We start from the raw sequence: 25291 nt of genomic DNA on the forward strand, positions 1-25291 counted from the left end.
TAAACAGGGCATGAAACGATCGATGCCACGCTTCGATATAGTTGGACAGCTGGGTTCGCTGCGGCGCTATGCACGTTCGCTGACGCGCGACAGCAGTGACGCCGAGGACCTGGTGCATGACGCGCTGGTGCGCGCCTATGAGCGGCGCGGCACATTCCGTTCCGGCGGCAATTTGCGGGCATGGCTGCTGTCGATCGTCCACAACGCCTTCATCGACAAGATGCGCTCGCGCCGTTCGGAAGCGGCGCGCGTCGAGCAGGCCGGCTATCTCACCGATGCCAGCACGCCGGCGCCGCAGGAACATTCCGTGCGTCTGGCGCAGGTGCGCGAAGCTTTTTTCGGCCTGCCGGAAGAACAGCGTTCGGCACTACATCTGGTCGCCATCGAGGGCCTTTCCTACCAGGAGGCTGCCGACGCCAGCGGGGTGCCGCTGGGCACGCTGATGTCGCGCATCGGCAGGGCGCGCGCGGCGCTGCGCTCGATGGAGAGCGCTCTCCCTTCGCCGGCCAAGAACCATCTGAGAATCGTGGGAGACCCGTCATGACCGATCTGTTGCGGGACCCGGTGACCGATACCGATCTCGACGCCTATGTCGACGACCAGCTCGATGTCGGCCGCCGCATCGAGGTCGAAGCGTTTCTGTCGGCTCGTCCGGAGGCAGCGGCGCGGGTGATGTCCGATTTGAGGACGCGCGACGAGTTGCGCCTCGCGCTGGCCGCTTCCACAGGGATGGCGCGGCCGGCGACGACTGAAGTCGCGCGCCGGCTGGGTAGGGGGCTGGCCAGTCGCCGCGTCTTCGCCGTGCTGCAACGAGCGGCCGCGGTCGCCGTCTTTGTCGGCGCCGGCTGGCTGGCGAACGGGCTGTTCGGGCCGCTGCTGGTGACCAAGGTGGTAGCTTCGCCGACGCCGCCCGCCTATGTCGAAGAAGCGATCCGGGCGCACAGGACGACACTCATGCGCGAGGCGATGCCCTCGCAGCTCGAGGCGCCGAACTACAATGCCGATGAGATTCGCGCCGCGACCGCGATCGTCATGCCGTCGCTGCCGAAAGACTGGAAGATCCGCGACGTGCAGATCTATCCGTCGCGGTTCGGGCCAAGCGTCGAGGTGGCGCTGGAGACGAAGGACATGGGGCTGGTCTCGCTGTTTGCGATCCGTCCCGGAACCTTCGACGTGGTCAAGCCGGCAATAGCGCCCTCGGGCGACATTTCCTCGGCCTATTTCCAGATCGGCGAGGTCGCCTACGCGGTCGTTGCGCGCAGCGATGTCCATGACCTCGACCGTGCCGCCGAAACGCTCGCCAAAACGCTTTACTGAGACTTCATATAAGGAGAACCCGCATGAATACCCCTGATCTCGGCTATCGCATGGGCGCTGGCGCCCGCGCCGGCGCCGTCTATGACGAAGGCCTGCGCAGCCACATGCTGCGCGTCTACAACTATATGGGTATCGGCCTCGTCGTTACCGGCCTCGTCGCCTTCATGGTCGCCTCGACGCCGGCTCTCTACGTGCCGATCTTTTCCAGCCCGTTGAAATGGGTGGTGATGCTGGCGCCGCTCGCCTTCGTGCTGCTGTTCTCGTTCAAGATGCAGACGATGTCGGCGGCCAGCGCCCAGGCGATGTTCTGGGCCTTCTGCGCCGTGATGGGCCTGTCGCTGGCTTCGGTGTTCCTGGTTTTCACCGGCACCAGCATCGCGCGCACCTTCTTCATCACCGCCACCATGTTCGGCGCCACCAGCCTCTACGGCTACACGACCAAGCGTGACCTGACCCAGTTCTCGTCGTTCCTGATCATGGGCCTGATCGGCGTGGTGATCGCCAGCGTCGTCAACATCTTCCTCGGCTCGACTGCGCTGCAGTTCGCCATCTCGGTGATCGGTATCGCCGTGTTCGTCGGCCTGACCGCCTGGGACACGCAGACGATCAAGGAACAGTATGCGGAGAATTTCGATGCGGAGTCGCAGCAGAAACTCGCCGTCTTCGGCGCGCTGTCGCTCTACCTGAACTTCGTCAACATTTTCCAGCTGTTGCTGAATTTCACCGGCGAACGCGAATAGTCCGGACCGTAGCAGGCAACAATCTCGATCTCGCAGTGGCCGGGGAACCCTCCGGCCACTGTTGTTTTGCGTAGAGTCATTCATCGCGGCTCTGTGAAGAGTGCAGTGTTCCTGCCGCCCTTTGAGTCCACGCGGGCTTTTGCTAGCCTGCCGGCTGCACGCAGCTCTCCGCGGGGACGCATGGAACAAGCAACGCTTCACGGCGATGGCATCTCGGCAACCATCGTCGGGCAGGGGGCTGAACTGGTCTCCTTGCGCAACGCCGAGGGCCTGGAGCTTTTGTGGCAGGCCGGACCGGAATGGCGGCGGCATTCGCCGGTGCTGTTTCCGATCGTCGGCCGGCTGAAGGGCGACCAACTGCGCCATCGCGGCCAGTTCTATCCGCTGAGCCAGCACGGCTTCGCTCGAGACAAGCCGTTTGCTTGGGCTGAGACGGGTCCCCGGTCTTGCACCCTGGTGCTGACCGACGATGCCGACACCCGTGCGCGCTATCCCTTCGCGTTTCGCCTGGCGGTCACCTACACGATGGAGCGCCGGCGGCTCGATATTTCCTTCGACATTACTAACACCGGCGACGAGACGCTGCCGGCCTCGGTCGGGGCGCACCCTGCCTTCAACTGGCCACTGCAGGCGGACCTCGCCAAGACCGACTACCACCTGACCTTCGCCCAGGACGAGCCGGCGCCGATCCGCCGGCTGAAGGATGGCCTGATGCTGGCAGCACCCCAGCCGACGCCCATCGAAGGCAAGACGCTGGCGCTCTCCGAACGGCTGTTCGATGCAGACGCCGTGATCCTCGACCGGCCGGCCAGCGCGAGCGTGCATTATGCCGCCGCGCACGGTCCGGCGATCGAGGTGGCGTGGCAAGGCTTTAAGGAGTTGGGCATTTGGTCGAAACCGGGCGGCGCGCCGTTTCTGTGCATCGAACCCTGGCACGGCCTTGCCAGCCCCGTCGATTTTGACGGCGAGTTCGCCGACAAGCCGGGCGTGATGCTGATCGCGCCTGGAGAGAAGCGTGTGCTGAGCTACCAGGTAAAGCTGACATCTACCTTGCCTCCAGGCGCCTTGAAATTCCCTGAATGATCAGGAGTATAGCTCCGACGGATAGTCCGTTCGGGAGGGCCGGCGGATGCCTGGATGCTTGAAGTTGGTGGCAGCGACGCTGGCCGTGCTGTTTGTCTTTCCTGTTGCAGCAGCCGATATCGATCGGGCCAGCCTTTATCGCGCGCAATCGGTGACCAGCGGCACTGGCGAGGAGAACCGGGCCTGGGGCCTGGCGCCGTGCCTTGAAGAGGTGCTGGTCAAGGTTTCCGGCGACCCGCGGCTGATCGGTGATCCGCGTGTGACGGAGATCAGCCGGCACGCAGCCGACTATGTCACTGATATCGACTACCGGGACCTTCTCAACAACCGTCCGCTACATGACGAGCAGGGCACCCATGACCGGCCAAAATACATCACCGCCGATTTCGCTCCGGACAAGATCGATGCCTTGCTGGCGTCGCTCGGGCGCAAACCGTGGCCGTTGCCGCGGCCGGCAATCGTCGCAAGGCTCGACGTAAAGCCGATGAAAGGCGACGGCTTCACGCTGGCGCGCGACGGCGGCGGCGAGCTCGAGGCGGATATGCGCGGCGCACTGGCGGCCGCCGCAAACCGGACCGGCTTGCCGCTGGAACTTCCCAAACCGCAGGACGTCGTGCTTGCCGACGTGACGCAAACACTGGGCGGCGATGCTGTGCTTGCCGGCACTTTGGCATGGCGCCAGGAAGCGCTGGGCTGGGTCGGCGACTGGCGGCTCGGCTTCAAAGGCAAGGAGTATCGCTGGCATGTGCGCGGCGTCAGCTTCGACGACGCGTTCCGCAACGCCGTGCGCGGGACGCTGCAAATCCTGTCGAGCAACGGAGAGCCGGAGGCCGTCACGCCGCACTGATCGACGCGCTTTCCTCGGTGCGAAGGGCGGTCCATTGCGGACATGAGTTAGCCAGTGCACATTTGGTTCTTGCATTGCCTTCTGGAGGAACAATGCTGCCGAAATTCTCCTCGCGGGCAGGGTTCCTTGTCGGCCTCGGCATCACGCCCATCGCCTTCTTCCTGGCACTCTATTCAGCCGGCTCAGGGCATGGAGACTATGTGCTGGCGCGACTTCTCTATCCGATTCCCATGCTGGCAACGCTTTTGACCGACACAACCATCACCGGCCTTTCCATCGGATTGGCTGCGCTGCAGTTTCCTGCCTATGGGGCATTTGTTGCGGGCGCCAGCAGCTCCAGATGGCTGGCCCTTGGTGTCTTTCATCTTGTTGCAATCGCAGCCGCCTTCAGCGGGACTCTAGCGAGTTTTTCGGGATGAAATCGCCAACTTTCGCGATGGCCGCTTATCCCGGCGCGAGGCCATCAAGCAGGAAGCCGAGGCCCTTGCGGAAGGCGCCATCCCAATCGTCGTCCAGCAGCAGGTGGGAGCGCCCGATCGTCGGGTAGGGGCCGCTAAGATGCTCAAGCCGCTGCTGCGCGGCGGCCCTGTCTTCCTCCGAGACGTCGAAGCTCGCCCGGGTGATGGTGGCACCCATCACATAGTTCCAGAGCGACCATATTGCCGCGTTCAGATCCGCGTCCGCGACGCCGGCCCTGGACAAGGTCTTGCTCATGCGTTCCAGGCGACTGAGGATGTTTTGGCCGAGCGCCCGGCGCGGCAACAGCGATGTCGACCAGGGATGGCGGAGCATGCTGGCACGCCAGTCCTGAAGCATATGAACGATTTCCGTGCGCCAGTCTTGAGGATCGTCCGACTGCGGCGGCCCGCGATAGTCGAGCACCGCATCGAGGGCCAGATCCAGGACATCCTCTTTGTTGTCGACGTGCCAATACAGGCTCATCACGCCAGCGCCGAGGCGATCTGCTAGCCGGCGCATCGTCAATCCGTCCAGCCCATGAGCGTCCAGCAATTCTACTGCGGTCGCGACGATACGGTCCCGGGAGAGAGGCGGTTCGCTGGCCTGCTCCTGCACGGGCCGAAGGCTTGTCCTGTCAGAGCGCTTGCTTCGGGCGCCGCCGCGTTTGGCTGGCATTCGTCTTCCTCGCTGACTGAGCGTCGATTTTGGCAGGCACCGTCAGGAATGTCGACGCTGGCCGCTTGACTGGTACGTTGTACCATAGCATGACTCGTACATCGTATGAGTCATGCTATGGCTGATATGGCCAATATGGCCAAAGTTCAATCATGCCGGTTGCGAGGGTCGCTCGCAGTCCGCGGAGCCAAAAGAAATCATGTCACGCGCAATCAAGCATCTGCTTATCGGAGGCCTAATCATCATGAACATTCCCACAGCGACGACGGCCACCGAGAACAAGCTGACCATCGTCAATCCGCAGACCCTCTATGACCCGTCGCCGAACGGCTACAGCACGGCGGTGATCACGCCGCCCGGAGCCCGGGTGGCATATATTTCCGGGCAGGGCGGCCAGGACAGCATGGGAGGCTTGTCGCTCGACTTCGCCGTCCAGGTGAAGCAGGCCTATGCGAACCTGCGCGCAGCGCTCGAAGGTATCGGTGCGAAACTCGATCAGGTCGCCAAGCTCACCGTCTTCGTGGTCGACCACGACATGTCCAAGCTCGAAGTGCTGACCAGCAACGTCAAGGAGATGTTCGGTGACGCGCTGCCGGCGCAGACGCTGGTTCCCGTTCCCAAGCTTGCGATCGACCCGATGCTGTTCGAGGTGGAGGCCGTGGTCGTGCTTGATTAGAGCGGGTCGGCGCTCCGGCCTATTGCTCAAATTGGAATGAGACCAGGCAGCCGCGGCTCTACAGCAACCGCACGTCAGAAAGTCGCATAAGATAGATTATGGAACTTATGCGTTAGACTGTGGGTGGAAATTGCCGCTGATTTTCATAGGCTTGGCACGATCGATCCGTGTTGCCTTGAGCTGATGGCCAACGCTACGCTGCATGGATGACAACAGCAAAGCGTGACATCGAGGCGGCGATCGAAGTGTTCGTGCATGGCTTCAGCACCGACAAAAGCGGCAGCTTTCCGTACGAGGCCAGCCGCGTCGGACCGTTGTGGCTGATGCGCGATGCCGAGCGCAAGAATCCTCGCGACTATCGCGGCGAAGAATGGGTCGTCCATGATGTCGCTGCCGAGGAAGCCGATGCGATCGTGCGGCAGCACGCGCGGTCAAGCTTTGCTGTTTCGGTCGTGATCGCCAGTGACGAACCGGATCAGCCGGTGCGAACCACCTACAAGGCTCTCGGCTACCGGCTGCTGCGGACGGAAGGTTTCTTCGTCCAGCCATTGCGTCAGATCCCGGATCCGCCAGTTGCTGTCTCGATCGAGCGTGTGCGGACTGTCGAACGGGCGGCGCAGCTGGCAAAGATCGTGCGCAGGCGGCCGATCGCGGCCGATCTGCTCGGCGACAGGGCGCCGTTCCGCCAGTATGTGGCGCTCGATGGTGACGCTATCGTCGGGCGCGTGCGCAGCATAGACGCCGTCGGCGCCACCTGGTGCGCGGCCATGTATGTCGAGCCCTCGCACCGGCGCCGCGGCATTGGCCAGGCGCTGATGTCAAAAATGCTGCATGACGACCGGGCGCGCGGATCGCGGTGCTCGATGCTGTTGGCGACGCATGCCGGAGCGCTGCTTTATCCCCGCATGGGCTATGAGCGGATTGGAACGCTGCTGATATTCGGACCAAAGAGCCGAACGCCCTCATGAACGGCTATTCGCATCACGCTGATTCATAAGGAATTTCAATCACCATGCCATCATAGGCGGGCACCACGGTGTCCGGCATCTCGGCCATCATCGTGGCATAGTCGAGCGGCACATGCATATGCGTCAGCACGGCCTGTTTCGGGGCCAGTTTTTCAATCCAGCCGAGCGCTTGGCCAAGCGACAAATGGCTGGGATGGGTGTTGTACTGCAATGCATCGATGACCAGCATTTCCAGGCCGCGCAGCCGCTCGGCAGTAGTGTCGGGGAAGTCGCTGATATCAGGGCAATAGGCGAGCTCACCGATGCGAAAGCCGAGCGAAATAATGTCGCCATGGAACTGCGGCAGCGGCTCGAGGGTGAGGGCACCGCCCTCGCCCTCGATCGTCACCGGCCTTGCATGATCGATGATGTGCGGCCTGACGATCGGCGGATAGGAGCTGCCCAGCGGCGTCTCGAAGCAGTAACCGAAGGCCTCGCGCAGCCTAAGCATCGTCGGCTGGTCGGCGTGGACATCGATCAGATGGCGCTGTTCGAGCACGTAGCCGCGCAGGTCGTCGATGCCGTGGATGTGATCGGCATGCGGATGCGTGTAGACGACGGCGTCGATGCGCTTGACCGCCGCCATCAGCATCTGCTCGCGAAAATCAGGCCCGGTGTCGATGACGACGGTGGTTTTGGATCCATTTGCCGCAATTCGCTCGACCAGTGCCGCCGAGCGTGTGCGCCGGTTCTTCGGATTGGCGGGGTCGCAATTGCCCCAGTCGCCGGTGATGCGCGGCGTGCCGGGCGACGAGCCGCAGCCGAGAATGGTGAGGCGCAGCCGGTCGCTCATGCGTCAGAGGCCGGCAGGCCGCGGCATCTTGCCGAACAGCCGGAAGAAATTCGCGGTCGTCAGCGTCGCGATCTCGGCCTCGTCAACGCCGATCGTTTCGGCCAGCACCTTGGCGGTATGTGCGACGTAGGCCGGCTCGTTGCGCTTGCCGCGAAACGGCACCGGCGCCAGATAGGGCGCGTCGGTCTCGACCAGCAGCCGGTCATGCGGCACATCGGCTGCGATGGCGCGCAATTCGGCCGAGTTCTTGAAGGTCAGGATGCCCGAGAAGGATACATAACCGCCAAGCGCCACGCCCACTTCGGCCAGCCGGCGTCCGGAGGAAAAACAATGCAGGATGAAGGGGAAGGCGCCCTTCCCTGTTTCGTCCTCGAGGATGGCTGCCATGTCGTCATCGGCATCGCGCGAATGGATGACCAGCGGCAGGCCCGTCTCGCGCGCGGCAGATATGTGGGTGCGAAAGCCCTGCGCTTGCGCATCGCGCGGCGCCTTGTCGTAGAAATAGTCGAGCCCGGCCTCACCGATCGCCACCACTTTGGGATGCGCGGACAGGCGCACAAGCTCCTCGGCCGTCACATCCAGCTCTTCGCCGGCATTGTGCGGATGGGTGCCGACCGAGCAGTAGACCTCTTCGAAACTCTCCGCGATCTCAAGCACTTGCTGAAATCGCTTCACACGTGTCGAGATGGTCACCATGCGGCCAATGCCGGCGGTCTTGGCGCGGGCGACGATGGCCGCCCGCTCCTCGGCGAAGTCCGGAAAGTCGAGATGGCAATGGCTGTCGACGAGCATCAGGCGCTCGCCTCCGGCTTTTCGACGTAGCGCGGAAAGACGCCCTCTGGCACGGGCAGTGCCATGCCAGAAACAAGGGCATAGTCGGCATGGACATGCGCGAACTGGCGCGTGTCCGCCGGCACCGCCAGCAGGTCGAGCAGCTTCGTTGCCGACCCTGGAATGTAGGGCTGGCTCAGCAGCGCCACGCGACGCACGATCTCGGCGGTCGTCCACAGCACCGTTTCCATGCGCGCCGGATCGGTCTTCTTCAGCGCCCATGGCGCCTGCGCGGCGAAGTAACGATCGGCTTCAGCCACCACGCCGAAGATCGCGGCCAGCGCCAGATGAATGCCCTGCTCCGCCATCGCCTTGCGCGCCGTCCCAAGCGCTTCCACCGCCTGGTCGAGGATCGCGCTGTCGGCTTCGGTCAGCTCGCCGCGCTGTGGCACCACGCCGCCGCAGTTCTTGGCGATCATCGACAGCGAGCGCTGCGCCAGATTGCCAAGGCCATTGGCGAGGTCGGCATTGGTGCGGTTGACGATCGCTTCATGGCTGTAGCTGCCGTCCTGGCCGAACGGCACCTCGCGCAGGAAGAAATATCGCACCTGGTCGACGCCGTAATGCTCGACCATGGTGAACGGGTCGACGACGTTGCCGACCGACTTCGACATTTTCTCGCCGCGGTTGAACAGGAAGCCGTGGCCGAAAACACGCTTCGGCAGCGGGATGCCCGCCGACATCAGGAAGGCCGGCCAATAGATGGCGTGGAAGCGCACAATGTCCTTGCCGATGATGTGGACATCGGCTGGCCAGAACTTCCATTTCTCATCCTTTTCATCGGGATAGCCGACGCCGGTGATGTAATTGGTCAGGGCGTCGACCCAGACATACATCACATGCTTTTCGTCGCCCGGCACCGGCACGCCCCAGTCGAAGGTGGTGCGCGAGATCGACAAATCCTTCAGCCCGGATTTGACGAAGCTCATCACCTCATTGCGCCGTTCGGCCGGTCCGATGAAATCGGGCTGGCTTTCGTAGAGCGCGATAAGCTTGTCCTGATAGGCCGAGAGGCGGAAGAAATAGCTCTCCTCCTCGACCCATTCCACCGGCGTTCCCTGCGGCCCGTAGCGGATGTCGTCGGGGCGGACTTCGGTTTCTTCCTCACCGTAATAGGCTTCGTCGCGCACCGAGTACCAGCCGGCGTAGCCGCCCTTGTAGATGTCGCCATTGGCGTCCATCGCCTTCCAGATGGCCTGCGAGGACGCGTAATGCCGCTCTTCGGTGGTGCGGATGAAATCGTCATTGGAAGCGTTGAGCGCGGTCGCCATCTTCCTGAATTCGGCCGCGTTGCGGTCGGCGAGCTCGCGCGCCGAAATGCCCTCGCGCCTGGCCGTCTGCAGCATCTTGATGCCGTGCTCGTCGGTGCCGGTCAGGAAAAAAACATCCTTGCCGTCGAGCCGCTGGAAGCGGGCGAGCGCGTCGGTGGCGATCACCTCGTAGGCATGGCCGATATGCGGCTTGCCGTTCGGATAGGAAATCGCGGTCGTGATGTAGAATGTGTCGCGTGACATGAATGAACCGTCATGAATGTCCGAATTGAATGTGAGGGTGGATATCGCATCGAGACGGCGATTGCCATCCCGACCCGAGGCCGGATCCGGTCACATTCGCATTGCGGAATTCAGGCGGTCGATCATGGTCAAGGCGTGCTGCTTCTTGTCGAGATTGTAGGTATCGGTCTCAGATATCGCGTTCAGCGCCTCGTGCCAAGTGTCGGACAGCGTTTTCGCCCGCTTGAGGTCGCCGGCGAGCGCTGCTTCGCTGGCGCCCGCCGAGAGCAGATCCAGCGCGCGGCGGTTGAAGATGTCGAACTGGATCGCCTGGTCGCGGCCGGCGACAGCCTCGGCAAGGCGATAGGCGCCGGCGACGTCGGTCTTGCCTGCGGTCACCAGGGCGTCGAGCGTGCTTGCAATCTCAAGCCCGCCATATTGTGTCAACAGGATCGCATTGCGGGCGCTGCCCCCTGCCCGTTCGGCCAGTGCCGCGCGCGCCGCCGGATCGGCTGGCGGCGGCGGCTCCACAGTTTCCAGAACGGTCATCAGGCTGCCGGCATCGAGTGGCGCCAACCGCACCATCTGGCAGCGCGAACGGATCGTCGGCAACAGGCTGCCCGGCGCATGGACGATGAGGATGAACAGTGTGCGGGTCGGCGGCTCCTCGAGATTCTTCAGCAAGGCATTGGCGGCGTTGGTGTTCATGTCGTCGGCCGGATCGACGATCACCACCCGGTAGCTGCCGTCATGCGAGGTCAGCGACAAGAAGCGGTTGACCTTACGTATCTCATCGACGGTGACGACCGTCTTGAAGCTCTTGGTCTTGTCGTTCAGCGGCCGCGTCAGATGCAGCACGCCGGGATGCGCCCCGGTGGCGATCTGGCGAAACAGCGATGAGGCCGGGTCGGGAACGGCAAATATTTCCGGCGCCGTTTCGAAGGCGGGATGCTTCAACAGATGATGCGCAAGGTGAAAGGCGAGCGTTGCCTTGCCGATGCCGACCGGTCCGGCAAAGATCAGCGCATGCGGCAGTTTTCCCGAGCGATAAGCGGCGGCTAGCATCGCGGCCGCCTGCTCATGGCCGACCAGGCGCAGCGTCTCGGATGGCTCCGGCACGCCGTCCAGCGTGTCGTGCTGTTCGGGAGCAATGCGTTCGAAGATCATGCGGGCGCCGCCTGTCTGTTGCGCGCGGGCGCCCTCGGCTCAAGTGCGGCGAACACGGCCGCGGTGATGACATCCTCCACCGTATCGGGAGGCGCCGACGCGTCGATGACGATGCAGCGGTCCGGCTCTGCGGCGGCAATCGCCAGGAAGGCGTCGCGGCGGCGCTGGTGGATCTCCAGCGTCTCCTTTTCGAAGCGGTCCGGGCCGTCGCCGGCGCCACGCCGCGCGGTGGCGCGCCGCAAGCCCTCAGTGGGATCGATATCGAGGATCAGCGTCATGTCAGGCATCATGCCGTTGATGGCGACCTCTTCCAGCGCTTCCATGAAGGCCGGATCGAGGCCGCCGGTGACGCCCTGGTAGACGCGGGACGAATCCAGGAAACGGTCGCACAGCACGATGGAGCCGCGCTCGACCGCCGGCCGGATGACCTGCTCGACATGATCGGAACGCGCGGCGGCGAACAGCAGCGCCTCCATCTTCGGCCCGAATGGCTCGGCGGCGCCTGAAAGCAGGACATGTCTTACCGCCTCGGCGCCGGGTGATCCCCCGGGTTCGCGGGTGACGAGAACATCATATTTCTTGGCGCGCATCTTCCTGGCCAGCCGCTCGATCTGCGTCGACTTGCCTGCGCCCTCGCCGCCTTCGAAGGTGATGAAAAATCCGCGCGCCAACCGAAAGGCCTTTGTCCTGTTTTGCGCTGACGTCATAGTCCGGACCTTATCAAAGGTCCACGATTCTGACGCTGCTTTAACGCAACCAGCCGACGGCCAGTTCCTTGGCGGCATCGAACGCGCGTTGCGGCAGCGTGCCGACGCCGACCGATTCGGCGGCGAACAGCGGCGTCTCCTGGCTCAGCGTGTCGCCGATCCAGACGCGCAGCGTACCGACGGGCTGGCCTTCCTCCACCGGCGCCGACACCGGTCCCTGATAGACAATCTTTGCGGTCAGCTTGTCGCGGTTGGCGATCGGCAACAGCACGTTGATCGGCGCCTTTGCCTTCAGCGCCACGCCGGATTTGGCGCCGCCGAACACCTGGGCCTCGCCGACCACTTCATTGCTGGCGAAAATCTCGGTCTTCTCGAAGGACCGGACGCCCCATTCGAGCAGCTTTCGCGCTTCCTCGGCGCGCTCGCGATCGTTCGCCAATCCGCTCATCGCAGCGATCACCCGCGTGCCGTCATGGCTGATAGAGCCGACAATGCCGAAACCGCCCGCCTCGCTTGCACCGACCGCCAGCCCGTCGGCGCCGATGCCCATGGCCAGCAACGGGTTGCGGTTCCTTTGCGCTATCTTGTTCCAGGTGAAATCGGGCCGGCCATAATAGAGGTAGAGATCAGGGTATTCGCGCCACAGATGCAAGCCAAGCTGCGCCAGCTCGCGCACCGTCGTCTGCTGTCCGTCGGCCGGCAGGCCGGTCGAATTGACGAATGTCGATTTCGCCAGCCCGATCTGGCGGGCGCGATCGTTCATCTGCGCGGCGAAATTCTCTTCGGAGCCCGCCATACCCTCGGCCAGCACCATGCAGCCGTCATTGGCGGCCTGTATGGTGACGCCCTGGATGAGGTCCTCGACCCGGACCGCCGATTTGAGCTTGGCGAACATGGTCGACGTTCCCGACGGGGCGCCGCCCTTGCGCCAGGCATTTTCCGAGACCACGAAGGTGTCGTCGAGGGTCATGCGCTTCGACTTGATGGCGTTGAAGACCATTTCCATGGTCATCAGCTTGGCCATCGAGGCCGGCGGGATCGGTTGGTCGGCATCCTTGGAAAACAGCACCGTGCCGGTTTCGGCATCGATCATGAAAGCCTGCGTGGCCTTGGTCTCAAAAAGCTGCGCGTTGGCCGGAACCAGTGCGGCCAACAAAAGGCCAAGACCCAAAAGCCCGGCAAAAGGGTGGACAAGGCGAAATCGCATGAGAGGCTCGACCCATTGGCCTGCAGGAAACGTGCCGCAACGCTATCAGGCTTCTTCCCGGCGGATCAACCGCGCAATGGCAAAGCTTGTTGATCAGTCGCGCACAGCCAGCGCATCCGGCGCGCCATGCGACCATGCCGCGCGCAGGAGGTCGTCGACATTGCCGTGGCCATCCGGATAGAGATTGACCGCGTACCAGTCATTGCCGTCGAGTTCGGTGCTCTGGATTTCGGTTCTGCCGAAGGGTTTGAGGGCTTCAGCCACCCGCCTCGCCTCGGCGGCGTCGTCGAAGGAGCCGGCGGCGACATAATCGGACGTTGCCGGTGCGGCCTGTGGATTGGATTTTTTCCACGATTGCAGGATGTCGGCCGGCGACATGCCCTGGTCGCCCAGCGCTGCAAACACGTCGGCGCGCTGCACCCGTTCATCCGCGTAGGACAGCGAGGCCACCGCAAACGGCGACTCGGGTCGCTGAGGCACGATCGGCCCGAATTCGGGCAGCGTGATGCCGCCGAAAGCCGGCGCCTGCACCGACATTACGGGCTGCGCCTCGGTGCCGGAATTGGTCAGCTGGCCGGGGAACGGCACGGCGGCGGCGCCGACTGGCAGGCTTGGCGAAGGTCCGTTCATGGCAACCATGACGCCGGCCGGCAAACCATCCGACGGGTCCGGTATGCGGTTGCCAGGATGGTAGGAAGCCATCAGATACTGGTCATCGTCGCCGTCGAGCGGCGCGCGGCCGACATATTCGACCTTGACCTTGGCGGTGCCGACCTTGGCGTAGTCGAGCATCTGCGCGGCACGCTCCGAGACGTCGATGATGCGGCCTTCATGGTACGGGCCGCGGTCGTTCACGCGCACGATAACCGAACTGCCGGTTTCGAGGTTGGTGACGCGGGCATAGCTCGGCAGCGGCATGGTCGGATGCGCTGCCGTCAGATGCGTCATGTCGTACACTTCGCCATTGGCGGTGAGACGGCCGTGGAAGGCGTCGCCATACCAGGAGGCGAGACCGACCTTGGCGTAGCGCTTGTCTTCCTTGGGGTAATACCACTTGCCGCGCACCTGATAGGGCTTGCCCAATTGGTCGCGGCCGCCGCCGCGCCGCATGTATTGGACGCGCGGGCTGGCCTTCACGCCATACTCGGTCTCGGCAAAATATTCCTTGGAGCGAGCCTTTCGGGTGTCGACCATGGCCTTCGGCTGCGGCGCCGCGCACGCGGCCAGCAACGCAGCCGAAAGAGCGCACAAGACCAAAGCAGGAGCGCGACGAAGACGCCGATGCGTCGTGGTCTGCATGTTTTCAGATGTCCCCTACCGTGTCGACACAGGCGCCGCTTTTAGAATTTCGGCGAAGCCAGAACTGCAATGCCTGCGACGCGCCCAATCCCCATCCCCTTTTTGCGCAGGAATTGTTTATCAGCGTATTAATCGATTGTGTCCGGAACCGGGCAGGATTGTGGCGGTGGCTGCACCGCTGTCAATGTCAGGCAGTATCCGTCATTGCGGCTCGATGGAGGGGATTTCCTGCGCTGTCACATGCGACAGCCTCTGGCGCTTTACCAGGATCGGCTTCTCGTAGGTCTTTTTCATGTTTCCCCACTTGCTCCTGTATTTGGCAAGCACAGATTGGCCGGTGTTTCGCCGCATTGTCAATGTTCGGGTCAGAACAAGCGGCTCACTGTCATGTTTCGGCAGATATTCGATGCCGACAATTTTGCGCTGTTGACAGGCCTTTGCAGCGCGCACTAGAGCAATGAAACGCGCATGATCTCCTTTCGCTGCTGCTTCCGGCAGCTAGGAACGGCGATCAGGACGAGCGCCCAAGTGATTGAAAAATCACGACGGAGGGATGGCCGAGCGGTTTAAGGCACCGGTCTTGAAAACCGGCGTGGGTGCAAGCCCACCGTGGGTTCGAATCCCACTCCCTCCGCCATAATCGTTGATTTTACTATGTTTTTTGGCTTTTTTATCCGCTTGCCATAACCAAGAGAAAAGCCCGCCGAAGCGGGCTAAACCTTCATGTGATCCGGTAGCGCCTTCGTTTAGTCCGACGACACCTTCGCACAATTGCGGCGCGGCACTGCAGTCGATATTTTATTGACTGTCAGCCATCTCCTCCCTCCCAAGCGATGGCGGTACCAAGCTCACCCCCTTGGAGCTTGAAATCAACCCGCTGCCTCCCTCCCCCAGGCAGCGGGTTTTTTCCCTCCTGCCACCACCTTCAGCTTCCGATCGTGGTGACGATGCCTATCTCGATGAGTCCTACCAACTCTCGAAACTGCTCTGCCGAGGCATCCATAACGCCTATAAGTGTATTCCAATCGCCTGTTGTCATCGTAAGCGTTGCAAGGGCTTCGTCGCTAGACTCTCCTTGGTGAGCGTCTATCCCTGATCGAACATGACTTGCCATCGACGCTAGGTCTTCTGACGCCTCGGTGTAGGTTTCAATCATGGCCTGCAGCACTTGGTTTTCGTCGCTCATTCAAGCGTCTCGCCGTTCGCCGGGACACAAGCCGGTCTGATGCAACAAGCTAGACATGGCCCGCTGCCTGGCACGACGTCGACCAGGCTATCCGCCAGGATCTGCCCCTATTCGGATCCACGTTCATAAACGACCGCAGTCCGTACACTTCGCGCCCTTTGGTCGTCCTGACCCGTCCCATCACTAGCGACGGCATGCTCTGGTCTTTGTGTGAAATGCACTGGCCTAGTTTGAAGCGCCAGCCTGTGGTTCCGTCTGCCTCTGCAATAGCGTTCATTTCACTTCTCCAGTTTGGCCTCTCCAGGCCCACGCCGGATGGTCCGGCAGCCGGGGGAGAGAGGCGACTGGAGATCGCTTGGGCGCTTAGCCTTGGACATGGCTTGCCACCCCGGCCAAGAGGAATCTTGGTCCGCTGCTGCTTCAACCTTTTCCAGATAACCCCTTTACCCTTGCCCTAAAGCATGGCCGAGAATCGGACGGGCTGCAAGAACCCTTACAATATTTATTTTCACCATCCACTCGGCAAGGCGCTTTCGCCTAAGCAACTAGGCGTTTTCACACTTTTTGTTCAAGAAATAGGCGTCTACGCAACTTCAAGGCCGAGGCGAAATAGCCTTAGTGTCAAGCTAGATTGTGCGAAAATTCCTAAGAGTACTTGTAAGAATCCGTATGGACTCCACTGTTATTTTGTGGAATCCATACGCATCTGAGCATACAGGGCTGCGTCCATGAAACACGACCGTACCTTCGATGAACTCGCCAGGGCCTTGGCGCCCCGCAGGGATTGGCGCGGCTTGGTCAGTGCGTTTGCCGTTGATCTTGGCGGAAAGCTCGCGACGGGATTAGCGATTGGAATTGGCATCGCGGTCTGGCGCGCGCTTGCGGGCTAGGCCCACACATGACGTTACCGTCAAGACTCGGCTATTACTGACCGCGGCGGCCCTCTATCCCGCCCGGCCGGCGCCTTCAGGCAACCTCCAGCGAGCGGCGCCGGCCTTTTTTTCGCCGGCCTGACAAAGGAGAGCCGCCGCCGGCTCCCCTCCTTCTCGCTATCGCCTGCTATTTTAGCAGTCGCTAAATTTCTCAATGATTTGAAAGCCAGAGTTTAACGCAGTCGTGCAATTGATGGCGACGTTTTGCTGTGGGGTTGGAAATGCGAACCCGGACTTTGGTTAGGAACTCGAGGGCCACGGAAGCCTTGGAACTGCGCGCGAAGATAGCATCCTTGGAAGAGGAGCAGAGGCGAAGAGTTGCGTGCTCGGCAGGCATGTTAAAGCTGGCGCAAGTCGGCCAAGAATTAAAGTGGCTTCGGCTTCGCCTGGCAATTCTGGAAGACTGTGTGGCGGCGCTTTCACACGACCAAGAATTGCACCCCTTGGCCTTTAAGGTGGAAAGGACCGATCCGCCGAATTAACGGCACCGCAACCACCGGGAAGCCCGCCATTGTCGTCGGTCACGCGCTGGCGGGCTGATACGTTTCAGTTTTCCTGCAAGCCGTCGACCGTTTGGCTCAATAAATACGGCGAACAAATATCCCCGATAGACACAACGACGCCGCAAGGCGCATAGTTCGTTTCATCATGTCGCTGCCTAAGCGCACGGATCTAGCGAACGACAATGGCACACCTGAAGACCATCTGGCGGCCCGCTACTGCTGCCCTTTTCGCTTCGCTCAAGGACTTAGACGCTTGCATTGAAGTGCTTGCCAGCAAGATCAAACCACTTGTTGAAGGAGCGCCGCGGCTGTGACCTACACGGTGATTTGGTACGGTAAAAAGGGCATCGTGGAGAAGACGCCTTTCGATACCGAGAAAGCGGCCCGGGACCACGCGTTGTCGACCTTTTCAGATCGAAAGTCCGGTATCGTGGCGGTGGAAGTTCGCAAAGACGACGGCACGGTTGTATTCAGCAAAGCAGGTGGCAGCTAAAGCCCAAAATCACGCGGGTGGGGAGCGAACAATGCCCAAGGCATACATCGTCGCGAGTATCAACGTCACCGATCCAGACGGTTTCGAAGGAATACAAGAACGCGGCAGTGAAAGTTAGGAAGGAGGCCGGCGGCACGTTGCTTGTGAACGGCGGCCGGACTGAAGCCATCGAAGGCACGTTCCACAACCGCATTGTGGTCATTGAGTTCGAGAGCATCGAAGCGGCACGCGCCGCAGCAGCGGGTTACTTAGCCTTGCGGCACACGCGAGGCACTTCGGCCCCGGATTATGATTCAGTTATCGTCGAAGGCGTATAGCTCTTTCTAGCGCTATTTACCGTGCGCCAAGCTTGGCGAGGTCGAGCGCCTGGCTATGGTGGCACGCGAAATTGTGACAGTGAGCCGTCACTGTCATCCTGTCATCGATCAGAGACAGCCCTTTGCCATTGCGCCGATATAGCGCGGCGTCGGCGTGAACTAAGCGGGCTAACGGAAGCCAGCCCAGGACGCGCGGCGTGGTATACCATCACTATCCGGGGAAGCATTGGATACGCAGCCGCCCAGCGCCATCAAAATCAACACCAAAAATAGTCGCATCTTTTCCTCCGAATTGGGGCACTTAGCACGGATGTCATGCTGGTGCCTGGCCGCCGACCGAAAGCGAGGCCACAGTAGCCGTCATGGCCGCCCCAGGCAACTTTGAGCGCGGTGCCAACACGCGTTCTTGCCGGCCGCTCTCCTACGCCCGACGATGCTTGCCGCGCGTCCTGGCGCCCCGCCTGTGGCAGCGCTGGCAAGCCGCGCGGCGTGGCTATAGCGGGCTAGATCGCGTCCTTCGTTTGTATGTTTCGCCCATACCCGCTTGGGCGCGTTATAGATTCCAAGCCGGTTTTGAGGTCCATACCCCGGCCAGGCCCGGCGCGTACTTGGCTTCCTCGGCCAGGGTGCCGGGCCGCCCTGGAGTCGGCCTTGGCGTTGGCATCGGAATGGCGATCGCCGGTTAGCCAATCCCCGTCAACATTTACCTGTATTTTAGCAACTGCTTGAATTCCTTCTGCAGCAGGATCATGATGCAGTGGGTTTAGAAGGGGTAAGGGGTAAAAGCGTCATGGAATTCGCAAGCTGTTATGACCAGAGCGCAAGCATTGTTGCGGCGTCTGCCTTCATGAGCGTGACGGCAACTTTCACAATTTTGGCCGCGTTTGCCGCTTCACGGTTGATAGCAATGTCAGGCTCGGTCGATAGGCTCCAGCCTGCTTATATTCCGCGCACACGGTCTGCTGACCGTAAGGACGCTTGAGCCCTCGCATCACTGCCGCTTTGGAAGCATTCTCCCTCGGGGAGCGAGGGACGTGGGCAAAAACCGTCTGCAGCTGAATATTGGCGCCGACCAGGCTGACCGCTGGCGTAAGAACGCAAGGAAGCGTCGGCGGGCTTTGTTGTGGCGACCTCTGTTCGCCTCATTGGTGATGGTCCCCCTGGCCGCGTTTTTCACAGTGAATCCACAAATCCTCGACAATGTCGCGGGATTTTTGCGCTCTGTCAGCGGCAGCAGCGCGGCCGGCAGCGCAGGTAGTTGCGACATCAAAGGCAACATCTCGATCAACACCGGAGAGCGGATTTATCACGTGCCTGGCCAGGAGCATTACTGGGAGACGAAAATCAGCCCTCAGTACGGGAGCGGTGGTTTTGCAGCGAGAAAGAGGCACGCGCGGCAGGTTGGCGCAAGGCGAGGCGATGACGGACACCAGTCAGTGGCCGGCCGCCCCGGTCTACAGCCCTCGTGATTACGCTCTCATACTCAAGCTTTCGGAAGTTGGTGATCTGCCGCCCACGTGGGAGGAGTGGTGGGAGAATTTCAAAGCGTCTGAATCTGAGCAACGCCGCCAAGGCTTTCCCGCTATCAGAGTGAGCGTTCACGCCGGCAAATTCAAAGCTTGGCTCCAGGACAACTCGCTCTCGTCATCCGAACAGACCCGGCAGCAATTCACTCAGCAAAGGCTGGATATGAAACGAGAGCGAAAGGCTGCGCGGCTCGCTGCGGAGTTACCATTTGGCGAGCGGCTATGGGCTCCTGCACCCCCACCGCCGCCCGCGCCTTGGTCACATAGAGCGATCGAGACGTGCGCGTTGATCCTACTGGTGATCGCGGTCTCTTCCGCCATGGTCGTTGGCGGGACGCTCGCGACGTCGTCCCCCGACCTCCCCTTCTTCCATTAGCAACTGCTTGCGTTTGAGCCAAAGCAGGATCATGCTTAGGAAGCGGGCGGAGGAGGCCACCTGTAAGGGTGGTTGAAAGGGGTATGTCATGGAATCCGTTTGCGCTTACAGCGATGTCTGTCTCTTGTCGGTCTGCGTCTACGTAGCGATGGCGCTGAACGTGATGGGCCTGGTCGTGGCTACGCGCCTGCTCATATCGAGGATGCGCGAAGACTCAATCGGAACGCTTCAGCCGGCTTAGGCTGACAGGTGATCCGATGCGGACAGTTCTGTTGATCGTCGTCGCAGTTGTCGCGTTCTTCACTTGGGACAACCTGGCAAACAAGGGCGCCTATACGACTCAGCTTACGCACACGATTGCGCAAACTGAGAACTTTCATGGGCTCGTCACGTTGAACTGAGCAGCGGTCGAAAAAATGCGGATAGTGCTCGCCGGCCTGTGCCTACTTGGCCTTCTCTCCACTGGCGCCCTGATCGCGACGTCGAGCGCCGTTCTGGTTGATCAAGAGAAGGCGGCAGACGGCTATGCCTGCCGCTATTTCACCGGAACAGGGACGTTCACGACGCCGTCTTATGCGGTGGCCGGGTGCCCGAGATTCATCGTCGTTGATCGGTAGGGGGTTCGCCGATATAGCCGGCTATATGTTAGCTAGGTCGAGTCCTTGCGATCGTCCAAGATGGTTAGCGCGCGAAATATGCGAATATAATCATTGGCTTATATTAGCTGGCGACGAACTATTGCGGGCGACCTCATTCCCGAAGGTTAACAACGGGTTAAGTGATTTGTTGACTCCCCATCCCGCCTTGGCACAGGATCATTCAGGACCGGGGATGAGCTTATGAACCTCCTCTGTCTGGGTTAGTAGGGGTAACAGGGGTAATCACATGAAGAATCTCTTGAAGCAGTTCCGCGACGACGAGAATGGCGCCGCGATGGTTGAATATTCTATCCTGGTCGGCATCATCGCCGCGCTTGCGATCATGGCAATTCTGGCTATCGGCGGCTGGGTTACGGGCCGCTTTACCGGTCTCTGCACCGCGCTGGACAACTCGCCGATCGGCACCTGCAACGGTGGAACGGGCGTCGGCACCTGATAAGTCAGCGGGCCACAAATCTTTCGATCGTTGAGAAGGGCCGGCGTTCGTAGCGCCGGCCCTTTGCTTCCTCGAACGACACAGCCTACGGTCAGCTCGAAAAAATCAGAGCAGCCGCTTTCAGCTGTAGGTATGCGCTACGTTCGCCGTAACACGCACATCCTTCCCGTCTAAATAGCCGAAACCTGTAACGCCCTTGATCGGCAGTTAAGATGGCCCTGAGTTTGGCTTCGGCGGGCTATGCGTTTAGATTGTACTCGCCATCCGCACTCATACAGCACCGTAAAATGTTACGCGCAACTGGCGGGTCTTGACTTCGACGTCCTCAATTTGGGCTCTCGACCAATTGGCTAGACTGTCACAAGCTATCGCTTCACCCTCGACGTAATCTCCTCAATGCGTACTTGGCTCGCGCGGCCGGATGGCGGAAGGCGAAAAGATGAACGGCAAGGTCACGACTGCAACAGAAATGGCCGACGCAGTAGGCATCAAACCCAGAGCATTTCGGCAAGCCCTTAGGGCCGAGCAGTTCGACTGGCACAGCCAAAACTCGGCTTGGGAGGTGCAGACTAAAAGCCCTGAGCATTTGGAGATGCAAAGGGTGCTGAGGACCCTTTTGACCAAGAAGGCCCCTGGCAAAGACGTGACGCCGTTTGGGGTCTATCTTCTGGCTCAATGCTATCGCGCAAATGCTGACGCCCTAGAGAAAGCCGTCCAAATGCATACGCGCTTTTCGGACCACCCGAGAAGGCTCCACTACTTCCAAGCGTTGGAGCATTTCCTTCGCTGTTTTCTCCTGATTGATGACCGCAAGACGCTGGAGGATATTCGCTCCAACAATCATAACTTCGCTGTCTTGCTCGACGAGAGCAAAGTTCACGGGCTGCGCGTCTCAAAGGATGCCGAGAAATTCATCCGGTCTCGCACCCTGGCAAATGATTACGTTCATGTTCGCTACGACATCTCTTTGGAGAATCTTGATGGCAACAAGCTCGTCCGGCCACCGACCATGAACGCCCTCGAACAGACGGTTTGGGAACTCGAACATGCTGTCGGTTTGGCGATGCTTGCTACAGGCAGAGAAGTGATCCCGAACCCGCTAGAGCCGCAAACTAAGGCCCGGCGGTGAATCTCTTCGCCATAAAACTCTGCGATTAACTTGGACCTAAGATGTTGATTTTCGAGCGGCGCCTGTCGAGAAAAGTTCACGCTGACAACTTCCAAGGAGGCAAACCATGTGGATGCCACTCCGGATTACAGAGGCTGTCGAAATTGCCAGAAACCGGCGAGCTATCAGGCGCATCGACCGCGCTTACGATGTCGAATTGGCAAAGGCCACAACTGCAAACGACCGCCAGAATGCTGAAAACGGTCGTCACTGGGAAACTTCGCTACACGTTGACGCGATCGAGGCGATCAAAACGCGGAGGCTCCTGCGCAAAGCGAATAGCCTTGACGTTCCTTATGAATATCCGAGCGAGGCCAGCTCCATTTGGGAACGGTCGCGCCAGCTGCATACCTGGCACCTGACGACGATCGGTTATTCCGAAGTTCGAAAAGCGATCCGGCTGGAGCGCAGAGACCGACGTGAATCCGCCATTACGTGGGCTGGCGTGATCATCGGGGTCATCGGCTCGCTCACCGGACTGCTGTCTGTCTGGCTGTCTGCGCGAGGGCCGTAACGCGATGCCGTTTTGTCTTGGTTCTCGCAGCTCCAGCCGGAAGATTACGCCTTCAACGTCGCACCGTTGCGCGCCGTTTCTGGTTTCAATTGCCAGTCCGGCTGGACGCGGCCGGGTCGGCACTCCGGTTGATTTTTGAACCGAAATATGCTGGTTCTCCCGCCCATGAAAAAACTATTCCTTGCGGCCCTGGCGTCCCTGACGCTGGCCTGGCCTGCCCACGCGATGGACGCCGCTTTGCGCGCCGGCCTGCTGAAACTCGATCCGCAGACGCGGCTGGAACAGCGATGCGACGCAGAGGTTCTCGACCGCATCAGCCATGACGACCACAAGTACAAGGCCGACCGCGTCGTCGCCTACGCCTTTGCGACGCCGGAAATGAAAGCCGATGCCATCCGCAGCCCGGGTGCGGCCTTCCGCAGCAAGGGGCAATGGTACCGGCTGAAATTCAAATGTGAGACGGCGCCGGACCATATGGAGGTCCTGCAGTTCCGTTACCGCATCGGTGACGAGATCCCGGAAGCCGACTGGGCGAAGTACAATCTCTACGACTGAATTTTCCAAAACCACAATTCTCTCTGGCAGAACGAGCTTTCGCTATCCCTGTGGTTTTTTGGCCTTACCCGTAGCGTTCTCTTGACGCGCGGGAAGCATACACGTTAGGGCGTCGGCATATCCGACGACGAACACGCGGCGAACAAAAAGGGGCCTCCGGTCGATGGACATTTTCAGCGCCGCAAGCATGACCGCCCTCCTCCAGGTCATCGCCATCGATCTGGTGCTTGCCGGCGACAACGCCATCGTCATTGGCCTTGCCGCAGCCGGCCTGCCGGTCGAGCAGCGCAAGAAGGCCATCCTCATCGGCGTCCTGGCGGCAACAGTGCTGCGCATCCTGTTTGCCGCCGTCACCGTCAAGCTGTTGGCAATCGTCGGCCTGCTGCTGGCCGGCGGCATCCTTTTGTTGTGGGTGTGCTGGAAGATGTGGCGCGAGCTGCGGACGTCCCATGCCGACGAGCAGGAGGCGACCGAGGCGCTGGCCGATGCCGATCTCGACGGCGACATGACGATTGCGACCGGCAAGGCGCGCAAGACGCTCGGCCAGGCAGCGCTGCAGATCGTCGTCGCCGATGTCTCGATGTCGCTCGACAATGTGCTGGCGGTCGCCGGTGCGGCGCGCGATCATTTCCCGGTGCTGGTCATCGGCCTCGTGCTGTCGATTGCGCTGATGGGCCTTGCCGCGAGCTTCATCGCCAGGCTGCTGCACCGCTATCGCTGGATCGCCTATATCGGCCTGCTGATCATCCTCTACGTCGCGCTCGACATGGTCTATCGCGGCGTTGTCGAGGTCTGGCCACATGTCAGTCCTGCGGTGAGCTGACGCTGCCGGTCGTATAGCTCCTGTTACCGCCCAGTAGTCAGCTGGAGGCCGCGGTCGCGTTCGCCGCAGCCGCTGCCCATACCAATGCCGCAATAAGTGTGGTACTGGCCGCCGATCCCGAAAAACCCGGAAGTTGTTTCATGTCTGCCCCTCGCGTCAGTTTCGTCAGCCTTGGATGCCCGAAAGCCCTTGTGGATTCCGAGCGCATCATCACGCGCCTGCGCGCCGAAGGCTATGAGATCGCGCGCAAGCATGACGGCGCCGACCTCGTCGTCGTCAACACCTGCGGTTTCCTCGATTCGGCGCGCGACGAGTCGCTCAACGCCATTGGTTCGGCGCTTTCGGAAAACGGTAGGGTCATCGTCACCGGCTGCCTTGGCGCCGAGCCGGATGTCATCCGCGAAAAGCACCCCAATGTGCTCGCCATCACCGGACCGCAGGCCTATGAAAGCGTGATGGCGGCGGTGCATGAGGCGGCACCGCCGAGCCACGATCCCTATATCGACCTGTTGCCGCCGCAAGGCGTGAAGCTGACGCCGCGCCACTACGCCTATCTGAAGATTTCGGAAGGCTGCAACAACCGCTGCACCTTCTGCATCATTCCCGCACTGCGCGGTGACCTCGTCTCGCGGCCGGCGGCCGATGTGCTGCGCGAGGCCGAGAAACTGGCCAAGGCCGGCGTCAAGGAATTGCTGGTTATCTCGCAGGACACCAGCGCCTACGGCATTGACATCAAGTACCAGACCTCGATGTTCGGCGACCGCGAAGTGCGGGCAAAGTTCCTCGACCTGTCGGAGGAACTGGGCAAGCTCGGCATCTGGGTGCGCATGCACTATGTCTATCCCTACCCGCATGTCGCCGACGTCATCCCGCTGATGGCCGAGGGCAAGATCCTTCCCTATCTCGACATCCCCTTCCAGCACGCCTCGCCGCAGGTGCTGAAGAACATGCGTCGTCCCGCCCACGGCGAAAAGACGCTGGAGCGCATTCGCGGCTGGCGCGACGTGTGCCCGGACCTCGCGATACGCTCGACCTTCATTGTCGGCTTTCCCGGCGAGACCGACGAGGATTTCGAGATGCTGCTCGACTGGCTGGACGAGGCCAAGATCGACCGCGCCGGCTGTTTCAAATACGAGCCGGTCCGGGGCGCCCGCTCCAACGATCTCGGCCTGGAACAGGTGCCGCAGGAGATCAAGGAAGCGCGCTGGCATCGCTTCATGCAGCGCCAGCAGAAGATCTCGGCGACGCAGCTGGCCAAGAAGGTCGGCAAGCGCCTGCCGGTGCTGATCGACGAGGCACATGGCACCTCGGCCAAGGGCCGCACCAAATACGACGCGCCGGAGATCGACGGTTCGGTGCACATCCAGTCGCGCCGCCCGCTGCGCCAAGGCGACATCGTCACCGTCAAGATCGACCGCGCCGACGCCTACGATCTTTACGGTTCAGCGGTCTAGAAAACCGCCGAAAGGGCGCCTCCCCGGCGCCCTCCAATTTTGGCGCAC

At 61.3% G+C, this 25291-nt stretch carries 27 protein-coding genes, 1 tRNA gene and 1 pseudogene; 19 read left to right on the forward strand and 10 right to left on the reverse strand.

Annotated elements, in window-relative coordinates:
- Positions 1–10 precede the first annotated feature (10 nt).
- From AC1D1N_RS13110 to AC1D1N_RS13135, 6 genes are all read left to right on the forward strand, one after another.
- Positions 11–544, forward strand: a complete 534-nt coding sequence (locus tag AC1D1N_RS13110) for a sigma-70 family RNA polymerase sigma factor (protein ID WP_477348963.1) — start codon at positions 11–13, stop codon at positions 542–544.
- A complete protein-coding gene (locus AC1D1N_RS13115; protein WP_477348965.1) occupies positions 541–1317 on the forward strand; it encodes an anti-sigma factor family protein in 777 nt (258 codons plus the stop codon). Before AC1D1N_RS13110 ends, AC1D1N_RS13115 begins: the two co-directional genes overlap by 4 nt.
- A gap of 23 nt (positions 1318–1340) precedes the next feature.
- Positions 1341–2057 (forward strand): Bax inhibitor-1/YccA family protein, encoded by a 717-nt coding sequence (locus tag AC1D1N_RS13120; protein WP_112561756.1) that lies wholly within the window; start codon positions 1341–1343, stop codon positions 2055–2057.
- 180 nt (positions 2058–2237) lie between these two features.
- Entirely contained in the window at positions 2238–3140 is a 903-nt protein-coding gene (locus AC1D1N_RS13125; protein ID WP_477348968.1) for an aldose 1-epimerase family protein, read from the forward strand.
- 67 nt (positions 3141–3207) lie between these two features.
- Positions 3208–3987: a DUF2066 domain-containing protein gene (locus AC1D1N_RS13130; protein ID WP_477349501.1), complete on the forward strand. Its 780-nt coding sequence runs from the start codon at positions 3208–3210 to the stop codon at positions 3985–3987.
- Between the two features lie 92 nt (positions 3988–4079).
- Positions 4080–4406, forward strand: coding sequence for a hypothetical protein (locus tag AC1D1N_RS13135; RefSeq protein WP_477348970.1), 327 nt, complete (start codon positions 4080–4082; stop codon positions 4404–4406).
- A gap of 25 nt (positions 4407–4431) precedes the next feature.
- Here AC1D1N_RS13135 and AC1D1N_RS13140 read toward each other — a convergent pair whose 3' ends face one another.
- Positions 4432–5121 carry a TetR/AcrR family transcriptional regulator gene (locus AC1D1N_RS13140; RefSeq protein WP_477348972.1) on the reverse strand — a complete coding sequence of 230 codons (690 nt, stop codon included), beginning with the start codon at positions 5119–5121 and terminating at the stop codon, positions 4432–4434.
- A 199-nt stretch (positions 5122–5320) separates the two neighbouring features.
- On the opposite strand from AC1D1N_RS13140, the gene AC1D1N_RS13145 reads away from it, so the two are divergent.
- Positions 5321–5797 carry a RidA family protein gene (locus AC1D1N_RS13145; protein ID WP_477348974.1) on the forward strand — a complete coding sequence of 159 codons (477 nt, stop codon included), beginning with the start codon at positions 5321–5323 and terminating at the stop codon, positions 5795–5797.
- A 206-nt stretch (positions 5798–6003) separates the two neighbouring features.
- Entirely contained in the window at positions 6004–6765 is a 762-nt protein-coding gene (locus AC1D1N_RS13150) for a GNAT family N-acetyltransferase (RefSeq protein WP_477348976.1), read from the forward strand.
- Positions 6766–6778: 13 nt separating this feature from the next.
- Here AC1D1N_RS13150 and AC1D1N_RS13155 read toward each other — a convergent pair whose 3' ends face one another.
- From AC1D1N_RS13155 to AC1D1N_RS13190, 8 genes are all read right to left on the reverse strand, one after another.
- Positions 6779–7597, reverse strand: a complete 819-nt coding sequence (locus tag AC1D1N_RS13155; RefSeq protein WP_477348978.1) for an MBL fold metallo-hydrolase — start codon at positions 7595–7597, stop codon at positions 6779–6781.
- 3 nt (positions 7598–7600) lie between these two features.
- Complete coding sequence (locus AC1D1N_RS13160; RefSeq protein ID WP_477348980.1) at positions 7601–8389, reverse strand: TatD family hydrolase; 789 nt, start codon at positions 8387–8389, stop codon at positions 7601–7603.
- The gene (metG, locus tag AC1D1N_RS13165; RefSeq protein WP_477348982.1) at positions 8389–9942 is read right to left on the reverse strand and encodes a methionine--tRNA ligase; all 1554 of its coding nucleotides are present in this window, start codon (positions 9940–9942) and stop codon (positions 8389–8391) included. Before metG ends, AC1D1N_RS13160 begins: the two co-directional genes overlap by 1 nt.
- Positions 9943–10032: 90 nt before the next feature.
- On the reverse strand, positions 10033–11088 hold the full coding sequence (locus AC1D1N_RS13170) for a DNA polymerase III subunit delta' (protein WP_436260019.1): 1056 nt from the start codon (positions 11086–11088) through the stop codon (positions 10033–10035).
- Positions 11085–11759, reverse strand: coding sequence for a dTMP kinase (gene tmk / locus AC1D1N_RS13175; protein ID WP_436260018.1), 675 nt, complete (start codon positions 11757–11759; stop codon positions 11085–11087). Before tmk ends, AC1D1N_RS13170 begins: the two co-directional genes overlap by 4 nt.
- 76 nt (positions 11760–11835) lie before the next feature.
- Complete coding sequence (locus AC1D1N_RS13180) at positions 11836–13002, reverse strand: D-alanyl-D-alanine carboxypeptidase family protein (RefSeq protein ID WP_477348984.1); 1167 nt, start codon at positions 13000–13002, stop codon at positions 11836–11838.
- A gap of 93 nt (positions 13003–13095) precedes the next feature.
- Positions 13096–14301, reverse strand: a complete 1206-nt coding sequence (locus AC1D1N_RS13185) for a septal ring lytic transglycosylase RlpA family protein (protein WP_477348986.1) — start codon at positions 14299–14301, stop codon at positions 13096–13098.
- Between the two features lie 201 nt (positions 14302–14502).
- Positions 14503–14595, reverse strand: a complete 93-nt coding sequence (locus AC1D1N_RS13190; protein WP_352558939.1) for a putative RiPP precursor — start codon at positions 14593–14595, stop codon at positions 14503–14505.
- 253 nt (positions 14596–14848) lie between these two features.
- Here AC1D1N_RS13190 and AC1D1N_RS13195 point away from each other — a divergent pair.
- Positions 14849–14938, forward strand: a tRNA-Ser gene (locus AC1D1N_RS13195).
- A 288-nt stretch (positions 14939–15226) separates the two neighbouring features.
- Here AC1D1N_RS13195 and AC1D1N_RS13200 read toward each other — a convergent pair.
- The gene (locus AC1D1N_RS13200) at positions 15227–15487 is read right to left on the reverse strand and encodes a hypothetical protein (protein WP_436260015.1); all 261 of its coding nucleotides are present in this window, start codon (positions 15485–15487) and stop codon (positions 15227–15229) included.
- Positions 15488–17232: 1745 nt separating this feature from the next.
- Between AC1D1N_RS13200 and AC1D1N_RS13205 the strand changes: the two genes are divergently transcribed.
- From AC1D1N_RS13205 to rimO, 10 genes and pseudogenes are all read left to right on the forward strand, one after another.
- The gene (locus tag AC1D1N_RS13205) at positions 17233–17415 is read left to right on the forward strand and encodes a hypothetical protein (RefSeq protein WP_436260014.1); all 183 of its coding nucleotides are present in this window, start codon (positions 17233–17235) and stop codon (positions 17413–17415) included.
- A gap of 17 nt (positions 17416–17432) precedes the next feature.
- The gene (locus AC1D1N_RS13210) at positions 17433–17732 is read left to right on the forward strand and encodes a DUF1330 domain-containing protein (protein ID WP_477348989.1); all 300 of its coding nucleotides are present in this window, start codon (positions 17433–17435) and stop codon (positions 17730–17732) included.
- Between the two features lie 1034 nt (positions 17733–18766).
- Positions 18767–19155 (forward strand): annotated as a pseudogene (locus AC1D1N_RS13215) (sunset domain-containing protein).
- 895 nt (positions 19156–20050) lie between these two features.
- Positions 20051–20251 carry a hypothetical protein gene (locus AC1D1N_RS13220; protein ID WP_436260012.1) on the forward strand — a complete coding sequence of 67 codons (201 nt, stop codon included), beginning with the start codon at positions 20051–20053 and terminating at the stop codon, positions 20249–20251.
- 268 nt (positions 20252–20519) lie between these two features.
- On the forward strand, positions 20520–20729 hold the full coding sequence (locus AC1D1N_RS13225; RefSeq protein ID WP_436260011.1) for a Flp family type IVb pilin: 210 nt from the start codon (positions 20520–20522) through the stop codon (positions 20727–20729).
- 439 nt (positions 20730–21168) lie between these two features.
- Positions 21169–21858: a hypothetical protein gene (locus tag AC1D1N_RS13230; RefSeq protein WP_477348991.1), complete on the forward strand. Its 690-nt coding sequence runs from the start codon at positions 21169–21171 to the stop codon at positions 21856–21858.
- Positions 21859–21964: 106 nt separating this feature from the next.
- Positions 21965–22411, forward strand: a complete 447-nt coding sequence (locus AC1D1N_RS13235; protein WP_477348993.1) for a hypothetical protein — start codon at positions 21965–21967, stop codon at positions 22409–22411.
- Between the two features lie 147 nt (positions 22412–22558).
- Positions 22559–22966: a DUF930 domain-containing protein gene (locus AC1D1N_RS13240; protein ID WP_192254106.1), complete on the forward strand. Its 408-nt coding sequence runs from the start codon at positions 22559–22561 to the stop codon at positions 22964–22966.
- A gap of 163 nt (positions 22967–23129) precedes the next feature.
- Positions 23130–23789, forward strand: coding sequence for a TerC family protein (locus tag AC1D1N_RS13245; protein WP_112561742.1), 660 nt, complete (start codon positions 23130–23132; stop codon positions 23787–23789).
- A gap of 140 nt (positions 23790–23929) precedes the next feature.
- Positions 23930–25243: a 30S ribosomal protein S12 methylthiotransferase RimO gene (rimO, locus tag AC1D1N_RS13250; RefSeq protein WP_096445932.1), complete on the forward strand. Its 1314-nt coding sequence runs from the start codon at positions 23930–23932 to the stop codon at positions 25241–25243.
- Positions 25244–25291: the final 48 nt, after the last annotated feature.

It is taken from the genome of Mesorhizobium sp. P2_B5 (assembly GCF_056404775.1).